This is a genomic window from Bacillus sp. OV322, from assembly GCF_900112495.1.
Lineage (GTDB): Bacteria > Bacillota > Bacilli > Bacillales > DSM-1321 > Peribacillus.
In genome coordinates, this window is record NZ_FOMA01000012.1 from 50,601 (window position 1) to 57,696 (window position 7,096).

The following is a 7,096-nucleotide window of genomic DNA, read 5'->3' on the forward strand; positions in this document are numbered from 1 at the left end:
TTAAAATGGAGCGCCCCAATAAATCGGGGTGCTCCATTTTCAGTTTGAAACCGCGATAGAAACGATAAAAATAAAAGAATTATTTAATTGAATAACATTCGGAAAAGTATATGATAGAATCAGCAAATCTGCTGCAGGGAAGCCTAAGGCAGAACGGAAAAGTTTAAATGGAGGAGAGAAGACGGTTTATGTTCATCCAAAAACTGCATGAAATTCTTGATAAACAAAGAGCGGAAAGATATGTGCCTGCGATCCGGAACAGCTTGTTTTTTGTTTATGCATGTAGCATTATGTTATTTTTCACTAAAACCTCTCCGCTTTTTTCCTTTAATCCCTGGGTGGACTCGAATGCTTTTTTTACAATGGGAAAAGGAATGGCCAATGGATTAGTTCCATACAGAGATTTATTTGAGCAAAAAGGACCGCTGCTTTATTTTTATCATGAAATTGCGTACTTTATTTCAAATACAAGCTTTACAGGGGTGTATATGCTGGAGTGTATCTTTTTGTTTTTCAGCCTGGTGCTTATGTTTAAAATATCAGCCCTGTATGCCGGCAAAAGAACCTCAGCCATCATTGCTGTGTTGTTCCCGGCACTCATCCTGAACGAGAATGCCTTCTTATCCGGCGACAGTGCTGAGGAATTCTGCATACCCTTTTTATTATTGCTTCTCTACTCGGTGCTGAAGCATTTCAGGCTAAAACGAGAGACTTTTTCAACAGGCTTTTACCTGGTGAATGGATTGTCGATTGGTGCCGTGCTGTGGACGAAATATACACTTCTTGGAGCATGGATCGGCTTTTATCTGGTGATTGCAGCCATCTGCATTTATAAAGGGAAGTGGAAAGAATTAATCTGGGCAGTTTTATATACAGCTTCCGGACTCGTCATTGCCTCGGTGCCCTGGATTGCCTATTTTGGTATGCATCATGCCCTGCACTCGTTATATTCCGTGTACTTTATTTTTAATATGGTGTCCTATCCTTCCGAATATGGCTTTTTAGGCAAACTGCTTCACTGTGCCATAAATATCGGCAAGGCATTTGGCAGAAACCCGGCAGCGCTGGTGCTTACTTTGGCGGGTTTTATTGATTTTATGTTCACAAAAAAATATCTTAAACAACCTTCTGGCAAGCTGATGCTTTTTAGTATCATATTGTTTTTGCTGCTTGGCGTCTATTATGGAGGAAGAGATTATTACTATTACTTTTTGATCATTACGCCATTATCAGGATTAGGGCTGATTACGATTGCAGGCCTGCTGAAGAGGGTGTCCTTATTTCAATCGTTCAATAAAGATTACATGTTTCTAACATATGTCTTTTTTACAGCTCTCGCGATTGCCGTCTGTTTTTCTGTGAATCACAACATCCTTGGATCCAAATTTTATGTGAAGGAACGCAGTCCGCAGGAAAATTTTGCGGAAATCATGAATTCTTCCTCACATCCCACACTGTTGAATTATGGTTTTCTGGACGGAGGATTTTATCTAAAAGCGAATATTGTCCCAACAATCAAGTACTTTGAAAGGCAGAACATTAGCTATGATATCTTTCCTGAGAATATGAATGAGCAAAACCGGTATCTGAGAGATAAGAAAGTCCGCTTTGCCGTAGTGAGGACTTTCCCTGGTGTTCCTGCAGAAAGGCTTAGAATCCCGTATATTCATCAAAATTACCGGGTGGTAGCAGAACAGCCGGATCATGAGCAGATATTTAAATATGTTCTGTTTCAGGCAAAATGAAACGGGAGGGAAGGCTGTAACTTTAACCGATTTTTTTGAAGGAGGCCTTCATTGCAGAATACGAATGATCGGAACTGAATCCAGTTTAATATTCGCTTTAGAGGTTGACGAAAAAAATTAGTTTTGATATTATAAAGGTGAAATCATAATAATATATGTTCGTCGTATAATATTGGGGATATGGCCCAAAAGTTTCTACCGAGCTGCCGTTAACAGCTTGACTACGATGTGATTGAAAAAGGCTGGAGTCTATGCCCTTTTCTATTTCCATTTACAGTCAAGCCCCGTTCGGTTAATAGAATGGGGCTTTTTTATGCGACGTGCCAATCAGAGGAGATTAGGTATGAAAAAATATTTTCAATTTGAAGAGCTGGGAACCAGCTATCGCCGGGAGATCCTTGGAGGCTTAACTACCTTCTTATCCATGGCATATATTCTGGTTGTAAACCCGCTGACGCTTTCCTTGAACAGCGTAAAGGATTTCCCCTCCGACCTAAGAATGGATTACGGAGCAGTGTTTGTGGCCACCGCCCTTGCTGCGGCAATCGGCACCATGCTGATGGGCCTCATAGCCAGATACCCGATAGCACTGGCGCCGGGTATGGGACTGAATGCATTCTTTGCCTACACAGTGGTCCTGACGTACGGGATCCCTTGGCAGACTGCCTTAACCGGTGTTTTCATCTCTGGTGTCATATTCGTTCTTCTGACGATGTCGGGAATCCGGGAAAAAATCATTAATGCCATTCCGGCTGAGCTAAAATTTGCAGTCGGAGCCGGGATAGGGTTATTTATAACGTTTGTAGGATTTCAAAATGCTAAAATCATCGTTAATAACGATTCAGTACTTGTAGGATTAGGCGATTTAACAAACCCGCAGACGCTTTTAGCGGTATTTGGGATAATTTTAACGGTTATTTTGCTGGCTAGAGGCATTCACAGCGGTATATTTATTGGAATGGTCATCACCGCAATTGTTGGAATGATTTTCGGTTTAATTGAACTCCCGCATCAGGTAGTTGGAGCAGTGCCAAGCCTTAAGCCGACATTTGGAGCAGCCTTCCAGGCATTTGGGGATCCTACGCATAAATTATTTACAGTTCAGATCCTGGTTGTTATCCTAACTTTCTTGTTTGTTGCTTTCTTTGATACAGCAGGTACACTCGTAGCTGTTGCCCAGCAGGCAGGACTTATGAAAGGCAACGTGCTTCCGAGAGTAGGAAAAGGACTTTTTGCAGATTCTCTTTCCATCGTAATTGGTTCCATACTTGGCACGAGTACAACAACATCTTACGTGGAGTCTACTGCTGGTGTTGCTGCTGGAGCGCGTACGGGGTTTGCTTCAATCATTACAGGATTGCTATTCGTTTTATCCATCTTCTTTTTCCCGCTGCTTTCAGTGGTTACATCGGCCGTTACTGCACCAGCGCTAATAATTGTAGGCGTCCTGATGGTAGCATCACTCAAGAAAATTGACTGGGAAAAATTCGAAGTTGCAGTTCCGGCATTTTTTACCGTCATTGCAATGCCGATGACATACAGCATAGCAACAGGAATTGCTGTAGGATTTGTCTTCTACCCAATCACCATGCTTGTGAAGGGAAGAATCAAAGAAGTTCATCCTATAATGTTTTTGTTATTCTGTATATTTATCCTTTACTTCATTTTTTTGGTATAATAATTGAATGGAACACATTCAAAAAAGGAATCCTGCTGGGCAGGGTTCTTTTTTTGGCATTAAAAAGAAGAAACAGCTTTTAGAGCGACCATCTAATTTTAATAGTTGCTTTCCTGAAAGCAGATAGTCTAACATGTACTCATACTACAAGGGACAAAATGAGGGAACAAACATGCCGGAAATTATAATTAACAAGGTGCTGAATAATAATGTAGTCATTGCTTCCCATCCGGATCATGGGGAAGTTGTGATGATAGGGAAGGGTATAGGCTTCAATAGAAAGAAAAATGATAAAATCGAACTGAAGTCGGCGGAGAAAATGTTCGTTTTGAGAAATGAAAAAGAGCAGGAAAACTATAAAAAGCTGCTTCCGGAGATGAATGAAAATCTGCAGGCGGCCATCATTGAAGTGCTCGAACTGATCAGCAGCAAAGTGCGCGGCAATTTAAACGAACATATTCATGTCGGCCTGACGGATCATCTGCTTTTCGCCTTGACCCGTGTAAAAAATGGCATGGAAATTAAAAATCCGTTTCTAATCGAAACCATTACCCTTTATCCTTTTGAATTTGAAATAGCCAAAGAAGTTATAGACTTAATCGAAGAGAAGACAGGAATTGGGCTGCCTGAAGGTGAAATCGGATTCATTACCTTGCATATACACAGTGCCATCACCAACAAAAATTTATCTGAAGTTAACCAGTATTCCCAGCTGGTTTCCCATCTGATTTCTATTGTGGAGGAACAGTTCGGGTTTTTGATAAATAAAGAAAGCGTGGATTACATGAGGCTGGTCCGCCATTTGAGATTTACCATTGACAGGGTGCTTGCGGGTGAGATAGTAGAAGAGCCGGAAAAAATAACTTTACTCTTGAAAGAAGAATACCCTCTGTGTTATAATCTCTCGTGGAAGCTAATAAAAATCATGCAAAAGCAGTTAAAAAAGCCAGTCTTCGATGCCGAAGCGGTATATTTAACAATGCATCTACAACGTTTACAAAAGAAAATTAAATAAACGAACCGATAACTTTACGTGTTACTGATTCGATCAGGCATAAGTAAAGATTGCGATTGAATGTCAGGTGTTTGGGCATATTAAAACCCAAAGCCATACATCCATGCTTTCTTTGCTTATGCTTTTTTGTTTATTTTATTTTAATGTAACCGTTTTATTAGTTGATTAAAACATTTAATAGGGGGTTTGCGTTTTGTTTAAGAAATTATTTGGAGTTCTGCAAAAGGTTGGTAAAGCACTAATGCTTCCAGTTGCAATCTTGCCTGCAGCCGGTATTCTTCTGGCGTTTGGTAATGCACTGCAAAATCCTACTTTGCTGGATATTGCTCCTTTCTTGCATAGCCATGGTGTTGAAATGGTTGCTTCAGTCATGGAAAATGCGGGAAATATTATTTTCAGTAACCTTTCCTTGCTGTTCGCTGTAGGGGTAGCGATCGGCCTGGCGGGAGGAGACGGAGTTGCGGGATTAGCGGCAATCATCGGTTTCCTTATCATGAACGTAACAATGGGTACAGTTCTTGGAATTGAGCCCGGCGACATCAAAGGGAGCCAGGAATATGCAAGTGTACTTGGAATTCCTACTCTATCCACGGGTGTATTCGGCGGTATTATCGTCGGTATTATTGCAGCATTTATGTACAATAAATTCTTCCGCATCGAATTGCCGTCTTACTTAGGTTTCTTTGCAGGAAAACGTTTTGTTCCAATCATTACAGCTGCCAGTGCGGTAGTACTAGGATTAATCATGATCGTGATTTGGCCTCCTGTACAGCATGCGCTGAATTCATTTTCACAAAACATGCTTGGTGCGAACCTTACATTATCAGCATTCATTTTCGGTTTAATTGAAAGATCATTAATACCATTCGGCCTTCATCATATTTTCTATGCGCCTTTCTGGTTTGAATTTGGAAGCTATACAAACCATGCCGGAGAAGTCGTTAAAGGTGATCAGGCTATCTTCATGAACGAAATTAAAGATGGTGTACAGAACCTTACTGCCGGAACATTCATGGCAGGTAAATTCCCATTCATGATGTTCGGATTGCCAGCGGCAGCGCTTGCGATCTATCATGAAGCACGTCCTGAAAGAAAGAAAATTGTCGGCGGTCTTATGGCCTCTGCGGCACTGACTTCTTTCCTTACTGGTATCACAGAACCGCTTGAATTTTCATTCTTATTCGTAGCTCCGGTTCTATTCGGAATTCACGCAGTATTTGCAGGTCTTTCATTTATGACTATGCACCTGCTTAATGTAAAAATCGGTATGACATTCTCCGGGGGATTAATTGACTATGTATTATTTGGTCTTCTTAACCCGCAGACAAACGCGTGGCTTGTTATCCCGGTTGGTTTAGTATTTGCTCTTATCTACTACTTCGGTTTCCGTTTCGCGATCCGCAAGTTCAATCTTAAAACTCCAGGACGCGAAGATGCGACTGAAGAAGATGAAGATGCATCAGCCCCTGCAGGCAAAAACGCAGGTACCCTTCCTGGAGACATCCTTCAGGCAATGGGCGGAAAAGAAAATATCGCTCACTTGGATGCATGTATCACACGTCTTCGTGTTTCCGTTAACGACGTGAAAGAAGTAGACAAAAATAAATTGAAAAAGTTAGGGGCAGCTGGTGTCCTGGAAGTCGGCAACAACATCCAGGCAATCTTCGGACCTCGCTCTGAGACCATCAAAGGTCAAATGAAAGATATTATGGACGGAAAAACGCCTCGTCCGGTTGAAACCGTTCCTGAAAAAGAAGTGGAACACCAAATTGAAGATGTAGTTCCAGGCGCTCTTCAAACAGACGGAGAGGATGAGGTTTTCGTTTCTCCGATTAAAGGCGAAATCAAACCGATTTCTGAAGTTCCAGATCCGGTATTCGCTGAAAAAATGATGGGTGACGGATTCGCGATTCTTCCTTCTGAGGGCACAATCGTTTCACCGGTTGATGGAACAATTGTCAACCTATTCCCTACCAAGCATGCTCTTGGAATTGTATCTGATGGAGGACGCGAAGTACTGATTCACGTTGGTATCGATACAGTTAAATTAGAAGGAAAAGGGTTCAATGGCCTTGTTTCCCAGGGAGATAAAGTCAAAAAAGGACAACCGCTGCTAGAAGTTGATCTTGAGTACGTGAAAAACAATGCACCTTCTATCATTACACCTATTGTCTTTACAAACCTGAAAGAAGGCCAGGCAGTGAAGATTGAGAAAACAGGTCAAGTAGATAGAGAAGAAAAAAATATTATTTCTATAAAATAAATTCTGCAAGGACGCCGGGACTCTATTAATAGGGGCCCGGCTTTTTCTTTGCAGTTTGTAATTTTATGTGGAAAAATGTAATAATTTTACATAATTTTCTTGCGTAAATAACATTGACTTGAAGAATCTAGGGTGATAGTATATAAAACATACCTCACAGACATAAAATATTTTTTTATGAAAGTGTTGACACCGGAATGAATCTGGTGGTAAGATGTAAAAGTCGCTTACGAGATAAACGACACATTGCTCTTTGAAAACTGAACAAAACTAAGCGCCAACGTTTTAAATAGTGAGCATACACTCTAAAAGCAAATGAGCAAGTCAAACATTTCTTCGGAGAGTTTGATCCTGGCTCAGGACGAACGCTGGCGGCGTGCCTAATACATGCAAGT

At 41.1% G+C, this 7,096-nt stretch carries 4 protein-coding genes, 1 rRNA gene and 1 riboswitch; all 5 genes read left to right on the forward strand.

All coding sequences use genetic code 11. The features are described 5' to 3' along the window. The first annotated feature begins 188 nt into the window (after positions 1-188). Complete coding sequence (locus BM126_RS20990; protein ID WP_256213212.1) at positions 189-1,745, forward strand: hypothetical protein; 1,557 nt, start codon at positions 189-191, stop codon at positions 1,743-1,745. Between the two features lie 142 nt (positions 1,746-1,887). Then, positions 1,888-1,989: riboswitch (purine riboswitch) on the forward strand. 99 nt (positions 1,990-2,088) lie between these two features. Next, positions 2,089-3,423, forward strand: coding sequence for an NCS2 family permease (locus tag BM126_RS20995; RefSeq protein WP_090991291.1), 1,335 nt, complete (start codon positions 2,089-2,091; stop codon positions 3,421-3,423). Positions 3,424-3,595: 172 nt separating this feature from the next. Next, a complete protein-coding gene (gene glcT, locus BM126_RS21000; RefSeq protein ID WP_090991292.1) occupies positions 3,596-4,438 on the forward strand; it encodes a glucose PTS transporter transcription antiterminator GlcT in 843 nt (280 codons plus the stop codon). 193 nt (positions 4,439-4,631) lie between these two features. Next, complete coding sequence (gene ptsG, locus BM126_RS21005) at positions 4,632-6,701, forward strand: glucose-specific PTS transporter subunit IIBC (RefSeq protein ID WP_090991293.1); 2,070 nt, start codon at positions 4,632-4,634, stop codon at positions 6,699-6,701. Between the two features lie 333 nt (positions 6,702-7,034). After that, positions 7,035-7,096 (forward strand): 16S ribosomal RNA (locus BM126_RS21010); the annotation flags it as partial.

Bases quoted from the DNA above. Each gene is read 5' to 3' on its own strand.
- BM126_RS20995 (WP_090991291.1), top strand. From the start codon at position 2,089: ATGAAAAAATATTTTCAATTTGAAGAGCTGGGAACCAGCTATCGCCGG.
- BM126_RS20990 (WP_256213212.1), top strand. From the start codon at position 189: ATGTTCATCCAAAAACTGCATGAAATTCTTGATAAACAAAGAGCGGAA.
- glcT (WP_090991292.1), top strand. From the start codon at position 3,596: ATGCCGGAAATTATAATTAACAAGGTGCTGAATAATAATGTAGTCATT.